The organism is Streptomyces sp. NPDC048442 (assembly GCF_040651475.1).
Classification (GTDB): domain Bacteria; phylum Actinomycetota; class Actinomycetes; order Streptomycetales; family Streptomycetaceae; genus Streptomyces.
In genome coordinates this window covers 67,482-88,915 of sequence record NZ_JBEZKB010000013.1, presented here as the reverse complement: position 1 = coordinate 88,915, position 21,434 = coordinate 67,482, and the positions used below count along the sequence as shown (strand labels likewise).

Below are 21,434 nucleotides of genomic sequence, written 5' to 3'. Positions count from 1 at the left end.
CGAGCGAGTCCCCTCCTCGAAATACCACCGAAGGGCGGCCATCATGGTCCTGCACGTCAGCGCCGACAACTGCACCGACGAGGCCAGCACACTCCTCGCCTTCCTGGACGAGCAGCGCAAGGGCATCCGCAACGCGCTGCGCGGCCTCACCGACGAGCAGGCGGCGACCACGCCCAGCGCCAGTGAGCTGTCCCTCTCCGGCCTGCTCAAGCACGTCACCGAAGTCGAGCAGAACTGGCTCGCCATGGCCGGCTGCGACATCGAGCCCGTCCAGCGCACCGAGGCCGACTGGGACGAGAGCTTCCGCCTGGTCCCGGAGAAGGGCGAGACGGTCGCCTCGAAGCTCGCCCAGTGGGAAGAAGTGGCCCGCAAGGGCGCCGAGTTCAGCCGCACCGCCGACCTGGAGTCCACCTTCCCGCTGCCCGAGGCCCCCTGGTTCCCCAAGGAGGACGTCTCGCTGCGCTGGGTGCTGCTGCGCCTGATCACCGAGATGGGCCGGCACGCGGGCCACGCGGACATCATCCGCGAGTCCCTGGACGGCAAGAACTCGTACGAACTGGGCGAGTAGCGGCGGTACCCGAGCCTCCTGGCGAGTGACCGGGGCGGGGCGGAAGCCGGGGCGGGGCGGAAGTCTTCGCGGGGGAGAACGCGCACGGCGGGCTTGCACCTCACGCGGCGTGAGGAACCACGCTGGAGCACGTACCGACGAAAACCCCACCTCATAGAGAGGGCAGCGGACAGCCATGAGCCACCCCGTGGGAAAGATCGCCGAGCTCGCCGGAGTCACGGTGCGCACGCTGCACCACTACGACGCGATCGGCCTGCTCTCGCCGAGCGGGCGCAGCCACGCCGGGCACCGCCGCTACAGCGACGGCGACCTCGACCGGCTGCAGCAGATCCTGTTCTACCGGGAGCTCGGCTTCCCTCTCGACCAGGTGGCGGCCCTGCTGGACGACCCGGAGACGGATCCGCGCGAACACCTGCGGCGCCAGCACGCGCTGCTGACGGACCGGATCACCAGGCTCCAGGACATGGCCGCCGCCGTCGAAACCGCCATGGAGGCACGGAAGATGGGCATCAACCTCACGCCCGAGGAGAAGTTCGAGGTCTTCGGGGACTTCGACCCCGACAAGTACGCCGAGGAGGTCCAGCAGCGCTGGGGCGACACCGAGGCGTACCGCCAGTCGCAGCGCAACGCGGCCACGTACACCAAGGAGGACTGGAAGCGGCTCACCGAGGGCTTCGACGCCATCCACCGCCGGATGGCCGACCTGCTCACGGCGGGGGTCGCCGCCGACTCGGAGCAGGCCATGGACCTGGCCGAGGAACACCGCAGGTTCATCTCCGGCAACCACTACGAGTGCGGCCACGAGATGCACATGAGTCTCGGGGAGATGTACGTCGCGGACGAGCGGTTCACCGCCACGTACGAGGCGATCAGGACCGGTCTCGCCGTCTACATGCGCGACGCGATGCTGGCCAACGCGGTGCGGCACGTCTGAGCCGTACGGGGCGGGTCCGCGCTGACCCGCCCCGTACGGAACCACTCACTCCTTGCTGAGGACGACTGCCGTCCCGTACGCACACACCTCGGTGCCGACGTCGGCGGCCTCCGTCACGTCGAAGCGGAACATCAGCACCGCGTTGGCGCCGCGCGCCCGCGCCTGCTCGGTCAAACGCTCCATGGCCTGGTTACGGGTCTCCACCAGGGTCTTGGTGAGGCCGCGCAGCTCGCCGCCGACCAGCGACTTCAGGCCCGCGCCGATCTGACTGCCCAGGTGGCGCGACCGCACGGTCAGGCCGAAGACCTCGCCGATGACCTGTTCCACCCGGTGACCAGGGACGTCATTGGTGGTGACGACCAGAATGTCCGACTTCCCGCTCTGCCCGCCGCCGTACTCCTCGATGCCCATGAGAACCCACCTCTTCCAGTCGACTTCTCCCCGGTTCCTACCGGAGAGCTTTGCGCCGGTCTGTGCAGAGTGCACCCTGGGAGGGCCGGGGGAACCCGGACGTGCACGCGCGCGTTGATACTTTTGGCCAGCCCATCGCAGACGATCCCCCTGGAGTCCGGAACTCGTGAATACGCTTGCGCTAGGACCGGCCTGGCTGGACCCGGACTACCTGCTGAACACGTTCGGGCTGTGGGGCCTGCTCGCCATCGTCTTCGCCGAGTCCGGCCTGCTGATCGGATTCTTCCTGCCCGGCGACTCCCTGCTGTTCACCGCGGGCCTGCTGGTCACCACCAACAAGCTGGACACCCCGCTGTGGCTGCTCTGCCTGCTGATCGTGCTGGCGGCGGTGCTCGGCGACCAGGCCGGCTACCTCTTCGGCCGGAAGGTCGGCCCGGCCCTGTTCCGACGGCCGGACTCGAAGATCTTCAAGCAGGAGAACGTGCAGAAGGCGCACGACTTCTTCGAGAAGCACGGCCCGAAGGCGCTGATCCTGGCCCGCTTCGTGCCCATCGTGCGCACCTTCACGCCGATCATCGTCGGCGTCAGCAAGATGAACTACCGCACGTTCCTCACGTACAACGTCATCGGCGGCGTCCTGTGGGGCGCGGGCGTGACGCTGCTCGGGGCGGCGCTCGGCAATGTCGAGTTCGTCCACAAGCACATCGAGTTCATCCTGGTCGGCATCGTCCTGATCTCGGTCGTCCCGATCGTCATCGAGGTCCTCAGGGCCCGCAGCCAGTCCAAGAAGAACCCCCCGGCCCCGGCCGAGCCCGCCCACGGAACCCCGCCGGCCCCGGGTCAGGCCCCCTACGGAAGCCCGCAGGCCCCGGGTCAGCCCTCCTACGGAGCCCCGCAGGCCCCGGGCCAGCCCTCCTACGGAAGCCCGCAGGCCCCGGGCGCCCCGCTCGGCCCCGAGGCTCAGGACCACGCCACCCAGATCCTGCGCCCCCAGTCCCAGAACCCCCCGAACAATCCGCCGCAGCGCGGCCGTCACGCCAAGAGGTAGCGCCGCGCACCGAGAGCCGCGCACCGAGAAGGGGCGCCCGGGACACGAGTCCTGGGCGCCCCTTCTTCGTACCGCTGGAAAACCCAGAGCCCCCGGAAAACCTGGAGCCCCCGGAGATCCCAGAGCCCCCGGAAAACCTAGAACCCGCGCGTCCGCTTCGCCGCCCGCCGGCTTCCGTCCCGCGCTCCCGGCATCCGCAGGAACAGCCGGGAGATCTCGCCACCCAGGTTCACGCCGATGGCGATCGCCAGCGAGATGGCGGCGGCCTTGGACAGCGACGCCAGACCCGTGTTGACGTCGTTCTGCGCGATGCCGAGGAGACCGTAGTACGTCGCGGAACCCGGCAGCAGCGGCCCGATCGCCGCCGTCACGTACGGCAGCGCCGACGCGTACTGGTAGCGCGAGAAGAGCTGCCCGAAGAGGCCGACGAGCCCCGCCGCGACGGCCGTCGCCGCGACGGCCGAGATTTCGCCCGTCGTGTTCATCGCGCCGAAGACGATCCAGGCGACACCGCCGTTCAGCGCCACCATGATCACCGTGTTGCGCTCCTGCTGGAGCAGGATCGCGAAGGCGAAGCACAGCGCGATCGACGCCAGGATCTGGATCACCGGCCGGGACTCGACGTGCATGGTGGCGTCCGGGTGCAGGTTCGGGTTCAGCCCCGCCCCCACGTACAGCACGATCAGCACACCCAGCACGATCGCGATGAAGAAGTACATGACTTCGAGCAGCCGTGCGGACGCGGTGATGTAGTAGCCGGTCAGCCCGTCCTGCACGCCCGCGACCAGCGCCCGTCCGGGCAGCAGCGCGAAGAGCCCACCGGTGATCACGGCGGACGGCAGGATTCCGCCCACCACGTCCGCCGGTACGAAGGCGAGACCGACGCCCATCGCGGCCGGCGGCATCGCCGCCGCCACGAACTGGTAGAACTCCGGCAGCCCGCGGCCCGCGCACAGCCAGGCCAGCCGGTCGCCCAGGATCGCCCCGATCGCCGCCGCGACGAACACGATGACCCCACCGCCGACGAGCACCGACGCCGACCCGGCGAGCAGCCCGCTGGCGCCGGACAGCGCCCAGCCCGGGTACGGGTGCCGGTTTCGCCGGATCTCCGCGAGGCGCCGGTACGCCTCCTCCAGGGTGACGTCGATGTCCTCGGCGGTGATGTCCGCGATCAGCCGGTAGACGCCCGCCAGCCGGGTGTAGTCGGTGCCCCGGCGCCGTACCGTCCGGCTGGCCGTCACCGGGTCGTCGATGAGCGAGGGCTGGTACGAGATCGACAGAAGCGTGAAGGTGACGGTCGGCTCGCACCGGTCGAGCCCGTAGGCCCGGCACACCGCGAACATGGCCGCCTCGACGTCCTCGGCCCCCTCACCGCCGGCCAGCAGCAGCTCGCCGATACGCAGCGTCAGGTCGAGCACGCGCGGCACGGCGGGACCCGAGTCCTCCTCGTCGCTGTGCCGCTGCACGCTGTCCGGTACGGGCCGGTCGCCGACCGGCATGCGCAGCAGGGTGCGCATCCGGTCCTGCCAGGGGGCTTCCTTCGTGAGCCTGACCACGGGTATGCCCTGCGCGGGAGTGAACGCCGGCGGGGAGTGCCGGGCGCTGTACGTCCTGGGGGTATCGAACACGTTCCGCTTCTGGGCGGCGGTCCTGGGCGCGTCGAAGGCGGAACCTTCCTGCGCCTGCGCCGCCTCGGGCGTCAGCCCCTGCGGAAGGGCGAATTCCGAGGTCGGCTGCTCCTCCTCGGCCGACGGAGCGGTCCGCAGCCCCTCCGGAAGCGCGAATTCCGAGGTCACCGACTGGTCCTCGTCCACGACCACCACCGGGATGGCCTGGGTCGCCCCGATCCCGGACGTGGTGCTGGACGCCGTACGAGCGGTCCGTCCGGCCCCGGAGCCGGACGCCTGGGCCGGCTTCGCGTCGGACGGCTGGGCCGGCTTCGCGTCGGACGCCTGGGCCGGCTTCGCGTCGGACGGTGCCGTGAACGCACTGTGCGCCTCGTCAGACTGCGGCTTGCGGTCCTCGGGCTCCTCGCCCCCGGCACCGCCCCTGCCGCCAGCCTTGCCGCCGCCCTGTGCCTCCGCCACCACTCGCCTCGCTCCCACCACTCCAGTCCCGTACAAACTCCGCCTGCCCAGTATGTTCACGGATCCACGCCGCCCGCCCCGTGGGCCGAGCCTCCTCCACCGCACCCATGCAAACGGGCGGCCACCCCCTCATAGAGGGTGTGCCGCCCGCCGCACGGACTACCTGGCGCCTGCGCGCAGTCAGTGCGCCCCACCCTGCGCCTCAAGGCGCTTGTAGGAAGCCTCGATCTCGGCCTCCGCCTCGGTGCGACCGACCCAGTCCGCACCCTCGACCGACTTGCCCGGCTCCAGGTCCTTGTAGACCTCGAAGAAGTGCTGGATCTCCAGGCGGTCGAACTCCGACACGTGGTGGATGTCGCGCAGGTGCTCCACCCGCGGGTCCGAAGCCGGGACGCACAGCAGCTTGTCGTCGCCGCCGGCCTCGTCGGTCATACGGAACATGCCGATGGCGCGGCACTTGATGACGCAGCCCGGGAAGGTGGGCTCGTCAAGGATGACCAGCGCGTCCAGCGGGTCACCGTCCTCGCCGAGGGTGTTCTCGACGAATCCGTAGTCCGCGGGGTAGCTGGTCGAGGTGAAGAGTCGACGGTCCAGACGGATCCGACCGGTCTCGTGGTCCACCTCGTACTTGTTCCGCGAACCCTTCGGAATCTCGATCGTGACGTCGAACTCCACGGGTGGCTCCTCCATGATCAACACAGTCTGCATAAGGGTGATGCGTCCCTCCGGAGGAAACCGACCCCCCGGAGCCCCGGCCGAATGGGCCGGATGTGCCCCGCGGGGTGCCGTGCTCGCGCAAGACGCAGTGATTAAGTGTCCCTCACGCAGACGTGTGATCGCGAAAGGGGCTGGTCCGCAGTGCCCAAGCTCAAGACCTGGCAGCTCACGGCGGGCTCCGCCGTCGCCGGACTGGCGCTGGCCGCCGGTGCCGTGGCCGTGGCGGGACCCTGGGACTCCGGTCAGCGTAAGGCCGAGCGGGACCTGGCGGCCGCCCAGGACCGTACGGGTGGCGCACATCACGCGACACCGGGCCACAACCCGGCCGAACCGGCCCCCGCACCCAGCGCCCGCGGCGTCCTGAGCGCACTCGGCGCACCCGCCGCACCGTCCGTGAAACCCGACCGCCTCAAAGAGGTGCTCGAACCGCTCCTCGACACGGCCGCCCTCGGCGGTCTCCGTACGGCATCGGTCGTGGACGCGGCCACCGGCAAGCAGCTGTACGGGCGCGGGGAGCGGGACGCGATGACGCCCGCCTCCACGGTCAAGATCGCCACGACGGTCGCGGCGCTCTCGGCCCTCGGCCCCGACCACCGCATCGCCACCACGGTCCTGGCCGCCCCCGACGGAAAGCGGGTCGTCCTCAAGGGCGGCGGCGACCCGACCCTGGAGAAGGACGGCCTGCGCGCCCTGGCCACCGACACCGCCCGCGCCCTGCGCGACAAGGGTGCGGACAAGGTCTCGCTCTCGTACGACACGAGCCTCTACGTCGGCCCCGAGGTCCACCCCATCGGTGCGGGCAACGAGAACCTCGCCCGCGTCACCTCTCTGATGGTGAACGAGGGCCGCACCGACGGCACCCGCAGCGGCATCGGCGCCCGCACCCTCGACCCGGCGGGCGATGCGGCCCGCGCCTTCGCGGCGGAACTGCGCGCGCTCGGCGTGCAGGTGACCGGCGACCCGTCCTCCGGCAAGGCCCCCGCCGACGCGCAGCCGGTCGCCAAGACGTTCTCCGCCCCCCTCTCCGCCCTCGTCGAGCGCACCCTCACCAACAGCGACAACGACATCGCCGAGGCACTCGCACGGCAGACGGCGCTCGCGGCGGGCGGCGAGGTGAGCTTCGCGGGCGCGGGCAAGGCGGTGTACGACCGCCTCGCCGAACTGGACCTTCCGGCGGACGGCCTCCTGGCCGGTGCGCACTTCGCCGACGGCAGCGGTCTCGACCGCAACGACCGGGTGTCGGCGGGGCTGCTCACCGCCCTCCTCGCCCGGTCGGCGGACCCGGCGCACCCCGAGCTGCGCCCCGTCCTCACCGGGCTGCCGGTCGCGGGCTTCAGCGGCACGCTGCAGACGCGCTACGCGGGCACAGCTGCGGGCACCGGCCTGGTCCGCGCCAAGACGGGCACGCTCACCGGCGTCAACACCCTGGCCGGAACGGTCGTCACCAAGGACGGCCGCCTGCTGACCTTCGCGTTCCTGGCGGGCAGCACCCCGGCGGCGGACCCGGCGCAGAAGGCACTGGACGCGATGGCGTCGGCCCTGACGAAGTAGCGGGCGTCGGCCCTGACGAAGTAGCGGCGGCGCTCTCGCGCCCGCCCCGCACGAAGTGCCGGAACCCACCCTCCCCGACCCCCCTCCCCACACGCCCCCGACAACGTACGGTTGACGCATGACGAGCATCGGTGGTGCGGAGATGGTCGACTGGAAGCTCGCGGTGGCGACCGCGACTCGACTCGTGAGGCCCGGTCCCGACATCAGTCGGGACGAGGCCCGAGCCGTTGTCGCGGAGCTGCGCAGGCACGCCAAGGCGTCCGAGGAACACGTCCGGGCGTTCACGCGGATGATCCCCGAAGGTGCGCAGCCGCAGGACACCCCGGTGCTGGTCGTCGACCGCGCGGGCTGGGTGAAGGCGAACGTCGCGGGCTTCCGCGAACTCCTCAAGCCGCTCCTCGGCAAGATGCAGGAGCGCCGCAGTTCCACCCCGGGCGGCGCCGTCATCGGCGCGGTCGGCGGCAAGGTCACCGGCGTGGAGGTGGGGATGCTGCTGTCGTTCCTGTCCTCCCGGGTGCTCGGCCAGTACGAGACCTTCGCCCCGGCGAGCAGGGACCTTCCTGCGGGTGGGGACGGCGGCGGCCGGCTCCTGCTGGTCGCCCCGAACATCGTGCACGTCGAGCGCGAACTCGAAGTGGACCCGCACGACTTCCGCCTCTGGGTGTGCCTGCACGAGGAGACCCACCGCACCCAGTTCACCGCGGTGCCCTGGCTGCGCGACCATCTTGAGGGCGAGATCCAGTCGTTCCTCGGCGAGACCGAGGTCGACCCGATGACGATCCTGGAGCGCTTCCGCGAAGCCGCCCAGGCGTTCGCCGGAGGCCGCCCCGAAGGCGAGGAGAACGAGGGCGGCCGCAGCCTCGTCGAGCTGGTCCAGACCCCGGCGCAGCGCGAGATCCTCGGCCGTCTCACCGCCGTGATGTCCCTGCTCGAAGGGCACGCGGACTACGTCATGGACGGTGTAGGACCCCAGGTCGTACCGTCCGTCGCCGAGATCCGCGAGAAGTTCCAGCAGCGCCGGGCCAAGGGAGCCAGCCGCCTCGACCTCGCCCTGCGCAAGCTGCTCGGCATGGACGCCAAGCTGCGCCAGTACAAGGACGGCGAGCGGTTCGTGCGTGCGGTCGTCGAAGAGGTCGGCATGGACGGGTTCAACCGGATCTGGACCTCGCCGAACACGCTTCCCACCAAGTCGGAGATCGCCAAACCGGCGGACTGGGTCGCGAGGGTGCACCGTAAGGGAGAGGCGTGAAATCGGCGGGTGCGACGACAGGAACGGTAAGGGAAACGCCCTTTAAATCACCCATCTGAGGGACCGTAAGCGCTGGGTAGGCGTGCAATGCTCGGGTAACCGCTCGTTTCTGTCACCATCTACGCACTCTCAGTGACAGAGGCTTCCTCCTCCCGAGGCACCCCAACTCCACCGAAGGGCACCGGACATGGGTCCCCATCCTGCGGTCGCAGCGATACGCCTGGCGGTTCGCCGCGTACTCCACGACGTACTGAACGACCACAATCGAACAGACCGGTACGACCGGAACGGCCTGCGCGACCGGCAGGAGCAAGCCCCGCCGCTCGTGCTCGTGGCGTGCTCCGGAGGGGCCGACTCCATGGCCCTCGCCTCCGCGCTGGCCTTCGAGGCGCCCAAGCTGGGCGTCCGGGCCGGCGGCGTCACCGTCGACCACAACCTCCAGGCAGGCTCCGGCACCCGCGCCGCCGAAGTCGTCGTCCGGATGACCGCACTCGGCCTGGCCCCCGCCGAGGCCGTCGCGGTCACCGTCGGCCGGGCCGGCGGCCCGGAAGCCGCCGCCCGCGATGCCAGGTACGCGGCCCTGGACGGCGCCGCCCTGCGGCACGGAGCGGCCGCCGTCCTGCTCGGCCACACCCGCGACGACCAGGCCGAGACCGTCCTCCTGGGCCTCGCCCGCGGCTCCGGCACCCGCTCGCTGTCCGGAATGGCGGCCGTCTCGGGGGCGGCCGGGCGCTACCGCCGCCCCTTCCTGCAGCTCGACCGGCAGACCGCCCGCAAGGCCTGCATGGTCCAGTCCCTGCCCGTCTGGGACGACCCGCACAACGCCGACCCCGCCTACACCCGCTCCCGGCTCCGCCAGGAGGGGCTGCCCGCCCTGGAGAAGGCGCTCGGCAAGGGCGTCGTCGAGGCCCTCGCCCGTACGGCCCAGCTGTCGCGTGACGACGCCGACGCCCTCGACGACTGGGCCGCCGAGGCCGGCCGTTCCGTACGGGACGAGACGGGCCGCCTGGAGTGCGCCAAGCTCTACGCCCTGCCGCCCGCAGTGCGGCGCAGGGTGCTGCGCAGGGCGGTCATCGAGGTGGGTTCGCCCGCCGGCTCACTGTTCGCCCGGCACATCGAGGAGGTGGACCGGCTGATCACCGGATGGCGGGGGCAGGGGGCCATCAACCTCCCCGGCCGGGTGGAGGCTCAGCGGCAGGGTGGCAGACTGGTCATTCGGCAGGGCTGAAAGTTCTACGAAAGTGATGCGGGTGGACGCGAACGACATGGGCACCGACCTCAAGTCGGTGCTCATCACCAAGGAAGAGATCGACGCGAAGCTGGCCGAACTGGCCGCCGAGGTCGACGCGGAGTACGCGGGCAAGGACCTGCTCATCGTCGGGGTGCTCAAGGGCGCAGTGATGGTGATGGCGGACCTGGCGCGTGCGCTGTCCACCCCGCTGACGATGGACTGGATGGCGGTGTCGTCGTACGGCGCGGGCACCCAGTCCTCCGGTGTGGTCCGGATCCTCAAGGACCTGGACACCGACATCAAGGGCAAGCACGTCCTGATCGTCGAGGACATCATCGACTCCGGCCTGACGCTGTCGTGGCTGCTGTCGAACCTCGGCTCCCGGGAGCCGGCCTCCCTCAATGTGTGCACACTGCTGCGCAAGCCGGAGGCCGCGAAGGTCGCCATCGACGTGAAGTGGGTCGGTTTCGACATTCCAAATGAGTTTGTCGTCGGATACGGCCTGGATTACGCCGAGAAGTACCGCAACCTCCCCTTCGTCGGGACTCTCGCGCCCCACGTCTACGGGGGCTGACGGCCCCTTCGGGCGGCCACTTGGCGGTCCCGGACCATATCGGGGTCCATATCGGGGAACCCCCGCGCAATTCCCGCCGTTGGAGCAGGGGAGGGCCGGTTTGCCAGCAGTCCCCTGCGGTCGTGGGTGACAATGCTGGGGTACCGTCCGAAGAACAGTCTTTTATTCAGCGGCATTTACCTACGGGCAGGAGGGACGGGGCATCAGTTCGCCCCGTATGGATGGACGTGAAGCGATACTTCCGTGGGCCGGTCATGTGGATCGTGCTGGCCGTCCTCGCCGTGGTCGTGCTGATGCAGGTCGTCGGCTCGTCTGGCGGCTATAAGACGGTCGACACCGGCAAGGTCATCCAGGCGATCGACAAGGACCAGGTCGACCAGGTCAAACTGACCATCGGTGACGAACAGATCATCAAGGTGCAGCTGAAGGGCGACCTGAAGGTCGACGAAAGCTCCAAGATCCAGGCGAGCTACATCGGGGACCAGGGCTCCAAGCTCGCCGCCAAGCTCGACCAGAAGTACGAGAGCGGCAAGATCGAGAAGGGTTACACCGTCTCGCCGACGAAGCAGAACGCCTTCGTCGGGATCCTGCTCTCCCTGCTGCCCTTCGTCCTCATCGTCGTCGTCTTCCTGTTCCTGATGAATCAGATGCAGGGCGGCGGCTCCCGGGTCATGCAGTTCGGGAAGTCCAAGGCGAAGCTCATCACCAAGGACACCCCGAAGACGACCTTCTCCGATGTGGCGGGGTCCGACGAGGCCGTCGAGGAGCTCCACGAGATCAAGGAGTTCCTCCAGGAGCCGGCCAAGTTCCAGGCCGTCGGCGCCAAGATTCCCAAGGGCGTGCTGCTGTACGGCCCGCCCGGAACGGGCAAGACGCTGCTCGCGCGTGCTGTCGCGGGCGAGGCGGGCGTGCCGTTCTACTCCATCTCGGGTTCCGACTTCGTCGAGATGTTCGTGGGTGTCGGCGCCTCGCGTGTCCGTGACCTCTTCGAGCAGGCCAAGGCGAACGCCCCGGCGATCGTCTTCGTCGACGAGATCGACGCCGTCGGCCGCCACCGCGGCGCCGGCATGGGCGGCGGTCACGACGAGCGCGAGCAGACGCTCAACCAGCTGCTCGTCGAGATGGACGGCTTCGACGTGAAGGGCGGCGTCATCCTGATCGCCGCCACGAACCGGCCGGACATCCTCGACCCGGCGCTGCTGCGTCCGGGCCGTTTCGACCGGCAGATCGCGGTCGACCGTCCGGACATGCAGGGCCGTCTGGAGATCCTCAAGGTTCACCAGAAGGGCAAGCCGGTCGCCACGGACGTCGACCTGAGCGCGGTCGCCCGCCGTACGCCCGGCTTCACGGGCGCGGACCTGGCGAACGTGCTGAACGAGGCCGCGCTGCTCACCGCGCGCAGCAACATGAAGCTGATCGACAACCACATGCTGGACGAGGCGATCGACCGCGTCGTGGCGGGTCCGCAGAAGCGGACCCGGATCATGTCCGAGAAGGAAAAGAAGATCACCGCGTACCACGAGGGCGGACACGCCCTGGTCGCGGCGGCTCTGCCGAACTCGGACCCGGTCCACAAGATCACGATCCTGTCGCGCGGCCGGGCCCTGGGTTACACCATGGTCCTGCCGGAAGAGGACAAGTACTCGACCACGCGCAACGAAATGCTCGACCAGCTGGGGTACATGCTGGGCGGGCGCGCGGCCGAGGAACTCGTCTTCCACGACCCGACGACAGGCGCTGCGAACGACATCGAGAAGGCCACCAGTACGGCCCGCGCGATGGTCACGCAGTACGGCATGACCGAGCGCCTCGGCGCGATCAAGTTCGGCGGCGACAACACCGAGCCCTTCCTGGGCCGGGACATGACGCACCAGCGCGACTACTCGGAAGAGGTCGCCGCGCTCGTCGACGAAGAGGTCAAGAAGCTCATCGAGACCGCGCACAACGAGGCGTGGGAGATCCTGGTCGAGAACCGCGACGTTCTCGACAACCTGGTTCTGGCCCTCCTGGAGAAGGAGACGCTGAACAAGGAGCAGATCGCCGAGATCTTCCAGCCGATCGTGAAGCGCCCGGCCCGCCCCGCGTGGACCGGTTCCTCCCGCCGTACGCCGTCGACCCGGCCGCCGGTGCTGTCGCCCAAGGAGCTGGCACTCACCAACGGTGCCGCCAACGGTGCGACGGCTGCGATCACCTCGGTGACCAAGGACTCGACGCCCGGCGACGCGGTCCCGGCTCCGGAAGAGCGCCCGGAGAGCAGCTGACCTTCCCCAAGCTCTCAGCTGCGTTCGAGCAGGGGAGACCCCACCCGTAACCGGGGTCACACCCGGCCCGGAATGGATGCCGCGACCCCCAGGTTTTAGCCTGGGGGTCGCGGCATTTCTCATATGCCTGCACGGATGAAGCACAGGAACGAGGCACTGATGACCGACCCGGTGACGCTTGACGGCGAGACCACCGTCGGCGAGTTCGACGAGAAGCGGGCCGAGAATGCGGTGCGCGAGCTCCTCATCGCCGTGGGGGAGGACCCCGACCGCGAGGGCCTGCGGGAGACGCCGGCGCGAGTGGCGCGGGCGTACCAGGAGATATTCGCCGGTCTGCGGCAGAAGCCCGAGGACGTCCTGACGACGACCTTCGACCTCGGCCACGACGAGATGGTGCTGGTCAAGGACATCGAGGTGATGTCCAACTGTGAGCACCACCTGGTGCCCTTCCACGGCGTCGCGCACGTCGGCTACATCCCGTCCGCCGACGGCAAGATCACCGGTCTTTCGAAGCTGGCCCGCCTGGTCGACGTGTTCGCGCGCCGGCCGCAGGTGCAGGAGCGGCTGACCACGCAGGTCGCCGACTCGCTGATGGAGATCCTGGAGCCGCGCGGCGTGATCGTCGTGGTCGAGTGCGAGCACATGTGCATGACGATGCGCGGGGTGCGCAAGCCGGGTGCGAAGACGATCACGTCGGCGGTACGCGGGCAGCTCCGCGACCCGGCGACGCGGGCCGAGGCGATGAGCCTGATCATGGCCCGCCGCTAGCTCCTACGCGCGTATGCACACGGCCTGCTCGTGGAGGCGCGCGTCAGGCGGTGTCGGCCGTCGGGGTCGGCCGTCAGGCGGTGTCGGCCGCCGGGGCGGTGTCGTCGTCCTCCGGGAGGCGCAGGACGCGCTCCAGGAAGAACGCGGCAGCGACGACCGCCGCGCCCGCCAGGACCGAGAAGCCCGCGTAGAGGGCCTGGGCGTGGCGGGCGGGCAGGTCGGCGAGCTGAGTGAGCAGGTGGACGCCCACGCCTCCGTACACCCCGGCGACGAGTGCGGCGACGAGGGCGCTCGCCTGGCCGAAGACGACCGCGCGGGCGGCCAGCATCGGGTCGACGCCCTTGGCGCCGGGGCGGCGCTCGCGCTGGGCGCGCAGCCGGGCACGCAGGGACAGCGCGGTCGCCAGCAGCACGGCGGCGATCAGGGCCAGCACGATGGGCGCCGCGACCGGCACACCGGGCAGGCTGTCGATCGAGGCCCACAGCCGGGCGCCCGCCCAGGACAGCACTCCGGCCACGACGAAGATGCCGGTCAGTACCCCGAGCCGTAGTTGCTTCACGAAGCTTCGCTTTCCGTCACGTCGTCACGAGTGTCCCTGCGACACCGCTCGCCCGCCCAGTGTGATCCGCGCAGTGTGAACCGCCCGTGTGATCCGTGCGGTGTCGTACGAAGCGGTGTCGTACGAAGTCAACGCTTACTCGGGCAGTCGGAGTTCCAGATCGACGCGCGGAAGTACGCCGTCGGTGGAGACGGTGCCGAGGAGATCGGCGACCGCACCGCGGCCCGGGACCTGCGCCTCGGGGTCCACGTCGTGCCACGGGACGAGCACGAAACCGCGCTCGTGGGCGCGTGGGTGCGGGAGCGTGAGCACCGGGTCGTCGGAGACGACGTTGGCGTACGAAAGGATGTCGACGTCGATCGTGCGGGGGCCCCAGCGCACCTCGCGGACCCGGTCGAAGGCCTCCTCGATGGCTTGGCCGCGCTCCAGGAGCGAGGACGGCGGGAGGGTGGTCCTCACCAGGACGACCGCGTTGAAGTACGACGGCTGGGAGCCGGCGTCGACGCCCCACGGCTCGGTCTCGTACACCGGGGAGACCGCCTTCACGCGGACGCCGGGGGTGTCCTCCAGGAGGTCGACGGCGCCCTGGAGGGTCTCCAGGCGGTTGCCCAGGTTGCTGCCGAGGCCGATGACGGCCCATTTGGGGTTGGAGAGGGTGGTGTCGGCGGCGTCCACCTGCTCCGTCACGGAGCTGGGAACCGGCTGCACGGTGGGGTCGCTCTGCGTCTGGTTCATACACGGCTCCGGGTGATGGTGATGGTCACGTCGTCGAAGGGCACGGTGATCGGGGCGTCCGGCTTGTGGACGGTGACCTCGATCTCGTCGACCCCGGCGTGCTTGAGGCACTGCTGGGCGATCCGCTCGGCGAGCGTCTCGATCAGATTGACCGGCTCGCCCTGCACGACCTCCACGACCTCCTCGGCGACCACGCCGTAGTGGACGGTCTTCGTCAGGTCGTCGTCGGCCGCGGCGGGACGGGTGTCCAGGCCGAGGACGAGGTCCACGATGAAGGTCTGGCCCTCTTCGCGTTCTCTGGGGAACACGCCGTGGTGTCCACGGGCCTTGAGGCCGCGCAGCGCGACACGATCCACGCGAATCACTCCTGCTGTTCGTAGTCATCGGGGCCCGTGCCGAGTGCGGTCGGCACATCACCTGAGAAACCGAATCTACCTGCGCGCACTGACAGACCCCGTCCGCGGGGCCGTCGGCAGCACGCGGAAGGGGCTCTTCCGGGGTTCCTCCCGAAGCCCCTACCCACTCACGCCGGGGAATCGCCGTTCCTCAGGAGGGGGAACCGTGGGGACCTCGGGAGGGGAGCCGTGGGGAATCGACAGGAAACCGTCAGGAGTCGTTCAGGAGGAGTCCTCGTCCTCGTCGTCGTCGGAGTCCGCCAGCACGGGCGAACCGTGGTGCGCCCACAGCCTCCAGCCGTCCGGAGTGCGGCGGAAGACATTGGTGGCGACGACCAACTGGCCGACCAGCGGCCCCAGTTCGCCGCTCTCCTCGGCGGGGCCGCCGCTGAGAATGTTCTCGGTGCAGGTGGCCAGGGCAGTGTCGCCCATGACGGAAACCAACACGTCGGTGAGGAAGAACTGGATGTACTCGGTGTGCGCCATGATCAGCGCGTACGAGCGCAGGACCTCGCCGCGTCCGGAGAGCACCGGCCAGCCGGGGTGGACGCAGGTGATCTCGTCGTCGAGCCAGAGCGCGGACAGCTCTTCGAAGTCGCCGCGTTCCAGACATTCGTAGAACGCCGTGTTGGCCAGTTCGACCTGTTCGGCGTCGGTGCTGCGGGGGCTCACTTCGCTCCTGCCACGGCGCGGGCGACCCGTACCGCGTCGGCCGTCGCGCGTACCTCGTGCACCCGGACCGCCCAGGCGCCCTCGTGGGCGGCGATCGCGGAGACAGCGGCGGTGGCGGCGTCGCGCTCGCGCGCGGGCGGCGGGGTGGCGCCGTCCCCGGCCAGTACGTGGCCCAGGAAGCGCTTGCGGGAGGCGGCCACCAGCAGCGGGCGGCCCAGCGAGCGCAGGTCGCCGAGGTGGGCGAGGAGGGCGAGGTCGTGCTCGGCGCGCTTGGCGAAGCCGAGGCCGGGGTCGACGACGATGCGCTCGGGGGCGATGCCGCCCGCGACGACCGCGTCCACGCGCGCGTGCAGCTCGGCGAGGACTTCGGCGACGACGTCGTCGTACACCGCGAGGCTGTTCATGCCCTCGCTGAAGCCGCGCCAGTGCATGACGACGAAGGGGACGCCGGTGGCCGCGACGGCGGGGACCATGGCGGGGTCGGCGAGGCCGCCGCTGACGTCGTTGACGAGGACCGCGCCGGCCGCGACGGCCTGTTCGGCGACGGCGGCACGCATGGTGTCGACGGAAACGGTGACGCCCTCGGACGCGAGGCCCCGGACGACCGGCACGACCCTCTTGAGCTCTTCGTCGGCGTCGACGCGGCTGGCGCCGGGGCGGGTGGACTCGCCGCCCACGTCGACCAGGTCGGCGCCCTCGGCGACCAGGGCCAGGCCGCGCTTGACGGCGGCGGCGGTGTCGAACCAGCGCCCGCCGTCGGAGAAGGAGTCGGGCGTCACATTCACGACGCCCATGACCGCACAGCGGTCCCACTCCGGGAGTCCTTCGGCGGGGTGGGCGTGCAGCAACGTACTCATACGTCCAGCCTAGGCGTCAGCGCCTGGTCTCCGAACCGTCAAGACCGTCCGTACCGTCGGGGAAGACGCGGCCGAGGAGCGTGAACAGGGCGGTGCGCTCCGTGTCGTCCAGGGCGTCCAGGGCGGCCAGCGTGGTGTGCATCCGGGCCCGGATGGTGTCGATGGTGACCTCGCCGTACTGGGTGAGCACGACGTTCTTGACGCGGCGGTCGGTGGCGCTGGGCTCGCGGCGCACCAGCTCGCGCTTCTCCAGCCGGTCCACGATGCCGGTGATGTTGGAGGCGTCGCAGGCCAGAGTGGTGGCGAGGGCGCGCATCGGGGCGGGCGAGGAGCGCAGCACGCTGAGCGTCTTGGCCTGGCTGGCGGTGAGCCCTGCGGTGGCGGCGGCGAGCGTGAAGTCCCCGTAATAGAGACCGAAGGACGCGGCCAGCCGGTCGACGAGTTCCGCCTTGGTCGGCGGGTTGGCCTGGTTCGGCGGGTTGGCTGCCATGACATGCAGTGTACGCCGGAAAACTTGACCATCTCAACGATTGAGGTTTACCGTCGGAACAGTTACTTGAGATAGTCAACTATTGAGTCTGGAGTGCTTCCCCATGAAGGCCATCACGTACAGCGCATACGGCAGCCCCGACGCCCTGGAGTACGGCGAGCGTCCCGAGCCCAAGCTCGGCCCGGACTCCGTACTCGTCAAGGTCCGCGCCGCCTCCGTCAACCCGGTCGACTGGAAGATCCTCGCCGGGTATCTGGACCCGGCGCTGGACGCCGTCTTCCCGGTGGTGCCGGGGTGGGACGTGGCGGGCGTCGTCGAGAAGGCGGGCGCCGCGGTGTCCGAGTTCGCCCCGGGCGACGAGGTCATCGGCTACGTCAGGGAGGACTTCGTGTCCCGGGGGACCTTCGCGGAGTACGTGGCCGCGCCCGTCCGCACCCTGGCGCGCAAGCCCGCCGGCATCAGCTTTGAGGAGGCGGCGGGGCTGCCGCTGGCCGGGCTGACCGCGTACCAGGCGCTGACGCGGAACCTGAAGGTGAAGGCGGGGGACAAGGTGCTGGTGCACGCGGCGGCCGGCGGCGTCGGCTCGCTCGCCGTGCAGATCGCGCGGTCGCTGGGGGCCGAGGTCATCGGTACCGCGAGCGAGCGCAACCACGAGTACCTGCGGTCGCTGGGCGCCACCCCCGTCGCGTACGGGGAAGGGCTGGCGGGCCGGGTGCGGGAGATCGCGCCGGACGGTGTCGACGCGGTGCTCGACCTCGTGGGCGGGGAGGCGCTCCAGGCGTCGCCCGAGCTGCTCGCGGACGGCGCACGGCTGGCGTCCATCGCGGACGGGGCCGTGGCGGGGCTGGGCGGGGACTACGTCTTCGTACGGCCCGACTCGGCGGACCTGACGGCGCTGGGGGACCTGGTGGAAAGGGGCGAGCTCACTGTGGAGGTCGCGGCGGTCTATCCGCTGGAGAAGGCCGCGGACGCTTTCCGGGAGAGCATCGGGGGGCACACGCGGGGGAAGATCGCGATCAGCGTGGCGTAGCGGGCCGCTTGTGCGCGGTGCGGGCCGCTTGGGCGCGGTGCGGGGGCGGGGGTTTCTGTGCGGGTTCGTTGTGGCTGGGCGCGCAGTTCCCCGCGCCCCTGAGGGGCGCCCGTGAAGGGCGCCCCTGGGTGCGGCGGATCAGGCGACCGGTTCTACTTCTCGTACGGGTGCAGTTGTGTGTGCGCAGGGCTGGGGGCCCCTCTTTGAGGCTGCCTTCCGGGTGAAGCGGGCGAACGGGCGCGGCAGTCCCAGCGTGACGAAACCTTCTGCCTGCATCGCGGCGAAGCTGATCCGCGGCAGGTCCCTGGGCGTCCGGAAGACCACGAAGCGCGGCTCCCAGCGCGGCTGGAACTTCGCGTTGAACTTGTACAGCGACTCGATCTGGAACCACCGGGAGAGGAAGACCAGCAGCCCGCGCCAGCCCCGCAGCACCGGCCCCGCGCCCAGCTTCTCGCCGCGGGCCAGTGCCGAGCGGAACATCGCGAAGTTGAGCGACACCTTCTTGATGCCGAGACCGGGGGCCGCCGTGAGGGAGGCGACGATCAGGAGTTCGTTCATGCCGGGGTCGGCCGCCCGGTCACGCCTCATGAGGTCGAGGGACATGCCGTCGGCGCCCCAGGGGACGAAGTGCAGCACTGCCTTGATGTCGCCGTACGGGCCGGGCGTCGCGCCCTCCTCGTCGGCCTTGTGGGCGGTCGCGATGAAGCAGTCCTCGTCGCCCGGCTCGCCGACCCGGCCCAGCGCCATCGAGAAGCCGCGCTCGGTCTCCGTGCCGCGCCAGTCGGCGGCGGCCCGGCGGATGCGGTCCAGCTCCTCGGCCTCCAGGTCGCCGACCCGGCGCACCCGGGTCTCGTAACCGTTGCGCTCGATGCGCTTGACCATCTGCCGCACGTTGCGCATCGCGCGCCCCGCGAGGGAGAAGTCGGGGACGTCGACGACGGCCTCGTCGCCCAGTTCGAGGGCGTCCAGGCCGGTCTCGCGGGTCCAGACCTCGCCGCCGGTCTCCGAGCAGCCCATCACGGCCGGCGTCCAGGAGTGTGCCTTGGCCTCCTCCATGAACCGCTCGATGGCGCCGGGCCAGGCCTCGACGTCGCCGATCGGGTCGCCGCTGGCCAGCATCACGCCGGACACGACGCGGTAGGTGACGGCGGCCTTGCCGCTGGGGGAGAAGACGGCGGCCTTGTCGTGCCGCAGGGCGAAGTGGCCCAGCGAGTCGCGGGCGCCGTGCTTGGCCAGCAGGCCGCGCAGCTGCGCCTCGTCCTCCTCGGTGAGCCGGGCGGCCGGGTGCTCGGGACGGAAGGCCAGGTACACCGTGGTGATCGCGATGATCCAGCCGAGGGCGCCCAGCGAGTAGCCGACCGTCCAGGAAGCCTGCTTGGTGTAGTCGATCGGGCCCTCGAAGCCGGCCAGGCCGTAGACGACGTGCGTCAGGCGGTCGCCGAAGCCGGGGCTGCCGACGATCGTCTTCGGGTGGGAGCTGACGATCAGCAGGCCGAGCCCGATCGAGCCCAGGCCGGTCAGTGCGAGGTTCGCGACCGCCTTCCAGCGGCTGCGCGGGTCGGGCAGCGCGGCGAACTCACTCCGATGGACGATCAGCAGCGCCAGAAGTACGAGCGCGATCAGCGCACCCAGCCAGGAGCTCCGGTACGAGATCTGCGCGATCGCGCCCACCGGGAGCAGGACCACCGCGGAGCGCCAGGCGCGACGCTTGCGCCTCTTGAGGCCGTGGGCAAGCAGGAGCAGCAGCACGCCCACGGTCAGCGAGAAGGCGGCGGCGAACGGCCCGAACGTACCGGGCAGCACCTCGGCCACGCTGTGCATCCGGCTGTGCCGGAAGCGGGGGATGACCCCGGCCGCGATGTCGAGCAGACCCACCAGAGTGACCGCCGCGCCGACCAGCGCGGGGACCTTCTCGGGTCGCGGACCGCGCAGGATCCGCCGCACCCGATCCGGAACCGCTCCGGACTTATCCCCATCTATTCTGATTGACATCGCTTCCCGAGGTTTCCGCGAGAGGTTTTATGCCCGCGGAACCTGGAGAAGGTCCCGTCCGGACAATGTGCGTTCACTAGGACGGTGCTTCCGGGGGGTGGGTTCACTCAGCTCTCAGGAAATTCTCATCCAGGAAGTAACGATCTCGTCATGGGTCTCACCAGTACCAAGGTCCTCCTGCTCGCTCTCCTGATCGCGGTCCTGCTCTTCGCCGCCACGATCTGGTACTGGCCGCGGCTGTCCGGCCGCAGCTGGAGGGCAGTCCTCGGCCGGATCGGCCTGCTGCTGGTGACCCAGCTGGCGCTGTTCGCCGCGGTCGGTCTCGCCGCTAACAAATCGTTTCTCTTCTACGGGTCCTGGGCCGACCTCTTCGGCCAGGAGGAGGAGATGGGCGTGGTCGTCGACCACGCGGCGGGCGCCAACCGGCAGGCGCAGCTGATCGGCACCCGCGCGATGGACGTCCCGGGCGGCAACAAGCCGTCCGTCGGCGGGCAGATACAGGAAGTACGGATCGAGGGCGCGAAGTCGAAGATCGTCAGCCCGGCCTACGTGTACCTGCCGCCGGAGTACTTCCAGCCGAAGTACGCGAAGAAGCAGTTCCCGGCGACGGTCGTGCTCACCGGCTACCCGGGCACCGCGATGAACCTGATCAAAGGGCTCCGGTACCCGCAGACCGCTCTGATGCAGGCCCGTGCGGGCAAGGCGCAGCCCATGGTCATGGTCATGATGCGGCCGACCGTCGCCCCGCCGCGCGACACCGAGTGCGTGGACATTCCGGGCGGCCCGCAGACCGAGACGTTCTTCGCCGACGACCTGCGGCGCGCCGTCTCGTCCGCGTACCGCGTGGGCACGAAGCCGCAGAACTGGGGCTTCATGGGGAACTCCACGGGCGGCTACTGCGCCGTGAAGATCGCCATGGCGCACCCGGACAAGTTCGCCGCGGGCGCGGGCCTGTCCCCGTACTACAAGGCGGCCGACGACCCGACGACCGGTGACCTCTTCGGCGGCAACGCGAACCTCAAGAAGCGCGCCGACCTCCTGTGGGCGCTGGACAACCTGCCGGCGCCCAAGACCTCCCTGCTGCTCACGACCAGCAAGAAGGGCGAGGACAACAAGAAGCCGACGGCAGCGTTCATCAGCAAGGTGAAGCCGCCGACGCACGTGTCGTCGATCACACTGAACAGCGGCGGTCACAACTTCAACACCTGGAAGCGCGAGATCCCCGCCGTCGTCGAGTGGCTGAGCAAGAAGCTCACCGCCTGACGCACCGAGCACCGGGCACTGGGCTGCGGACTGCGGGCTGCG

The 21,434-nt window shown here is 70.1% G+C and carries 21 protein-coding genes; 11 read left to right on the top strand and 10 right to left on the bottom strand.

Annotation, left to right across the window (positions count from 1 at the left end; genetic code table 11):
• The first annotated feature begins 43 nt into the window (after positions 1–43).
• Both AB0D18_RS20805 and AB0D18_RS20800 read left to right on the top strand, forming a co-directional pair.
• Positions 44–568 (top strand): DinB family protein, encoded by a 525-nt coding sequence (locus tag AB0D18_RS20805; protein ID WP_362420373.1) that lies wholly within the window; start codon positions 44–46, stop codon positions 566–568.
• 175 nt (positions 569–743) lie between these two features.
• Positions 744–1,502 (top strand): MerR family transcriptional regulator, encoded by a 759-nt coding sequence (locus AB0D18_RS20800; protein WP_362420370.1) that lies wholly within the window; start codon positions 744–746, stop codon positions 1,500–1,502.
• 45 nt (positions 1,503–1,547) lie between these two features.
• On the opposite strand, the gene AB0D18_RS20795 is transcribed toward AB0D18_RS20800, so the two are convergent.
• Positions 1,548–1,913, bottom strand: coding sequence for a YbjQ family protein (locus tag AB0D18_RS20795; RefSeq protein WP_362420367.1), 366 nt, complete (start codon positions 1,911–1,913; stop codon positions 1,548–1,550).
• A 166-nt stretch (positions 1,914–2,079) separates the two neighbouring features.
• On the opposite strand from AB0D18_RS20795, the gene AB0D18_RS20790 reads away from it, so the two are divergent.
• Positions 2,080–2,961 carry a VTT domain-containing protein gene (locus tag AB0D18_RS20790; RefSeq protein ID WP_362420364.1) on the top strand — a complete coding sequence of 294 codons (882 nt, stop codon included), beginning with the start codon at positions 2,080–2,082 and terminating at the stop codon, positions 2,959–2,961.
• Between the two features lie 137 nt (positions 2,962–3,098).
• On the opposite strand, the gene AB0D18_RS20785 is transcribed toward AB0D18_RS20790, so the two are convergent.
• Together AB0D18_RS20785 and AB0D18_RS20780 are read right to left on the bottom strand one after the other, a co-directional pair.
• Positions 3,099–4,757, bottom strand: coding sequence for a threonine/serine exporter family protein (locus AB0D18_RS20785; protein ID WP_362420704.1), 1,659 nt, complete (start codon positions 4,755–4,757; stop codon positions 3,099–3,101).
• A gap of 471 nt (positions 4,758–5,228) precedes the next feature.
• A complete protein-coding gene (locus AB0D18_RS20780; protein WP_185034151.1) occupies positions 5,229–5,723 on the bottom strand; it encodes an inorganic diphosphatase in 495 nt (164 codons plus the stop codon).
• A 183-nt stretch (positions 5,724–5,906) separates the two neighbouring features.
• On the opposite strand from AB0D18_RS20780, the gene dacB reads away from it, so the two are divergent.
• From dacB to folE, 6 genes are all read left to right on the top strand, one after another.
• Positions 5,907–7,316 (top strand): D-alanyl-D-alanine carboxypeptidase/D-alanyl-D-alanine-endopeptidase, encoded by a 1,410-nt coding sequence (dacB, locus tag AB0D18_RS20775; RefSeq protein ID WP_362420361.1) that lies wholly within the window; start codon positions 5,907–5,909, stop codon positions 7,314–7,316.
• Positions 7,317–7,434: 118 nt separating this feature from the next.
• The gene (locus AB0D18_RS20770; RefSeq protein ID WP_362420358.1) at positions 7,435–8,565 is read left to right on the top strand and encodes a zinc-dependent metalloprotease; all 1,131 of its coding nucleotides are present in this window, start codon (positions 7,435–7,437) and stop codon (positions 8,563–8,565) included.
• Between the two features lie 187 nt (positions 8,566–8,752).
• Positions 8,753–9,793 (top strand): tRNA lysidine(34) synthetase TilS, encoded by a 1,041-nt coding sequence (gene tilS / locus AB0D18_RS20765; protein ID WP_362420356.1) that lies wholly within the window; start codon positions 8,753–8,755, stop codon positions 9,791–9,793.
• Between the two features lie 16 nt (positions 9,794–9,809).
• Positions 9,810–10,370 carry a hypoxanthine phosphoribosyltransferase gene (gene hpt, locus AB0D18_RS20760; protein ID WP_266664910.1) on the top strand — a complete coding sequence of 187 codons (561 nt, stop codon included), beginning with the start codon at positions 9,810–9,812 and terminating at the stop codon, positions 10,368–10,370.
• 221 nt (positions 10,371–10,591) lie between these two features.
• Positions 10,592–12,631, top strand: coding sequence for an ATP-dependent zinc metalloprotease FtsH (ftsH, locus tag AB0D18_RS20755; RefSeq protein WP_362420353.1), 2,040 nt, complete (start codon positions 10,592–10,594; stop codon positions 12,629–12,631).
• Positions 12,632–12,790: 159 nt separating this feature from the next.
• On the top strand, positions 12,791–13,399 hold the full coding sequence (folE, locus tag AB0D18_RS20750; RefSeq protein WP_362420701.1) for a GTP cyclohydrolase I FolE: 609 nt from the start codon (positions 12,791–12,793) through the stop codon (positions 13,397–13,399).
• Positions 13,400–13,472: 73 nt separating this feature from the next.
• Here folE and AB0D18_RS20745 read toward each other — a convergent pair whose 3' ends face one another.
• The 6 genes from AB0D18_RS20745 to AB0D18_RS20720 all read right to left on the bottom strand — a co-directional run bounded on the left by AB0D18_RS20745 (position 13,473) and on the right by AB0D18_RS20720 (position 17,107).
• The gene (locus AB0D18_RS20745) at positions 13,473–13,958 is read right to left on the bottom strand and encodes a DUF3180 family protein (protein WP_362420350.1); all 486 of its coding nucleotides are present in this window, start codon (positions 13,956–13,958) and stop codon (positions 13,473–13,475) included.
• A gap of 135 nt (positions 13,959–14,093) precedes the next feature.
• The gene (folK, locus tag AB0D18_RS20740) at positions 14,094–14,693 is read right to left on the bottom strand and encodes a 2-amino-4-hydroxy-6-hydroxymethyldihydropteridine diphosphokinase (protein WP_362420347.1); all 600 of its coding nucleotides are present in this window, start codon (positions 14,691–14,693) and stop codon (positions 14,094–14,096) included.
• Positions 14,690–15,049 (bottom strand): dihydroneopterin aldolase, encoded by a 360-nt coding sequence (gene folB, locus AB0D18_RS20735; protein ID WP_362420344.1) that lies wholly within the window; start codon positions 15,047–15,049, stop codon positions 14,690–14,692. The genes folK and folB overlap by 4 nt, the downstream gene beginning before the upstream one ends.
• A gap of 261 nt (positions 15,050–15,310) precedes the next feature.
• Positions 15,311–15,760 carry a nuclear transport factor 2 family protein gene (locus AB0D18_RS20730; RefSeq protein ID WP_362420342.1) on the bottom strand — a complete coding sequence of 150 codons (450 nt, stop codon included), beginning with the start codon at positions 15,758–15,760 and terminating at the stop codon, positions 15,311–15,313.
• Positions 15,757–16,617, bottom strand: coding sequence for a dihydropteroate synthase (gene folP, locus AB0D18_RS20725; RefSeq protein ID WP_362420340.1), 861 nt, complete (start codon positions 16,615–16,617; stop codon positions 15,757–15,759). Before folP ends, AB0D18_RS20730 begins: the two co-directional genes overlap by 4 nt.
• A gap of 16 nt (positions 16,618–16,633) precedes the next feature.
• Entirely contained in the window at positions 16,634–17,107 is a 474-nt protein-coding gene (locus AB0D18_RS20720; RefSeq protein WP_362420338.1) for a MarR family transcriptional regulator, read from the bottom strand.
• A 103-nt stretch (positions 17,108–17,210) separates the two neighbouring features.
• Here AB0D18_RS20720 and AB0D18_RS20715 point away from each other — a divergent pair, with 103 nt between their 5' ends.
• Positions 17,211–18,137, top strand: coding sequence for an NADP-dependent oxidoreductase (locus tag AB0D18_RS20715; RefSeq protein ID WP_362420335.1), 927 nt, complete (start codon positions 17,211–17,213; stop codon positions 18,135–18,137).
• A 138-nt stretch (positions 18,138–18,275) separates the two neighbouring features.
• Here the strand turns inward: AB0D18_RS20715 and AB0D18_RS20710 are convergent, their stop codons facing one another.
• Entirely contained in the window at positions 18,276–20,129 is a 1,854-nt protein-coding gene (locus AB0D18_RS20710) for a phosphatidylglycerol lysyltransferase domain-containing protein (RefSeq protein WP_362420332.1), read from the bottom strand.
• 150 nt (positions 20,130–20,279) lie between these two features.
• Between AB0D18_RS20710 and AB0D18_RS20705 the strand changes: the two genes are divergently transcribed.
• Positions 20,280–21,392, top strand: a complete 1,113-nt coding sequence (locus AB0D18_RS20705; protein WP_362420329.1) for an alpha/beta hydrolase-fold protein — start codon at positions 20,280–20,282, stop codon at positions 21,390–21,392.
• The last annotated feature ends 42 nt before the right edge of the window (positions 21,393–21,434 follow it).